This window comes from Citrobacter sp. Cpo126 (assembly GCF_030332445.1).
Taxonomy (GTDB): Bacteria; Pseudomonadota; Gammaproteobacteria; order Enterobacterales; family Enterobacteriaceae; genus Citrobacter; species Citrobacter portucalensis.
The window spans coordinates 1-533 of record NZ_JAOWHT010000001.1 but is presented as its reverse complement, the minus strand read 5'-3'; the positions used below and the strand labels follow the sequence as shown (position 1 = coordinate 533).

The following is a 533-nucleotide window of genomic DNA, read 5'->3' as shown; positions in this document are numbered from 1 at the left end:
GACTAAGCGTACACGGTGGATGCCCTGGCAGTCAGAGGCGATGAAGGACGTGCTAATCTGCGATAAGCGTCGGTAAGGTGATATGAACCGTTATAACCGGCGATTTCCGAATGGGGAAACCCAGTGTGTTTCGACACACTATCATTACGTGAATACATAGCGTAATGAAGCGAACCGGGGGAACTGAAACATCTAAGTACCCCGAGGAAAAGAAATCAACCGAGATTCCCCCAGTAGCGGCGAGCGAACGGGGAGCAGCCCAGAGTCTGAATCAGCATGTGTGTTAGTGGAAGCGTCTGGAAAGTCGCACGATACAGGGTGAAAGTCCCGTACACAAAAGTGCATGTGTTGTGAACTCGAAGAGTAGGGCGGGACACGTGGTATCCTGTCTGAATATGGGGGGACCATCCTCCAAGGCTAAATACTCCTGACTGACCGATAGTGAACCAGTACCGTGAGGGAAAGGCGAAAAGAACCCCGGCGAGGGGAGTGAAAAAGAACCTGAAACCGTGTACGTACAAGCAGTGGGAGCA

The 533-nt window shown here is 51.8% G+C and carries 1 rRNA gene; it reads left to right on the top strand.

The features are described 5' to 3' along the window. Positions 1-533: ribosomal RNA gene (locus tag OGY17_RS00005) — 23S ribosomal RNA — on the top strand; the annotation flags it as partial.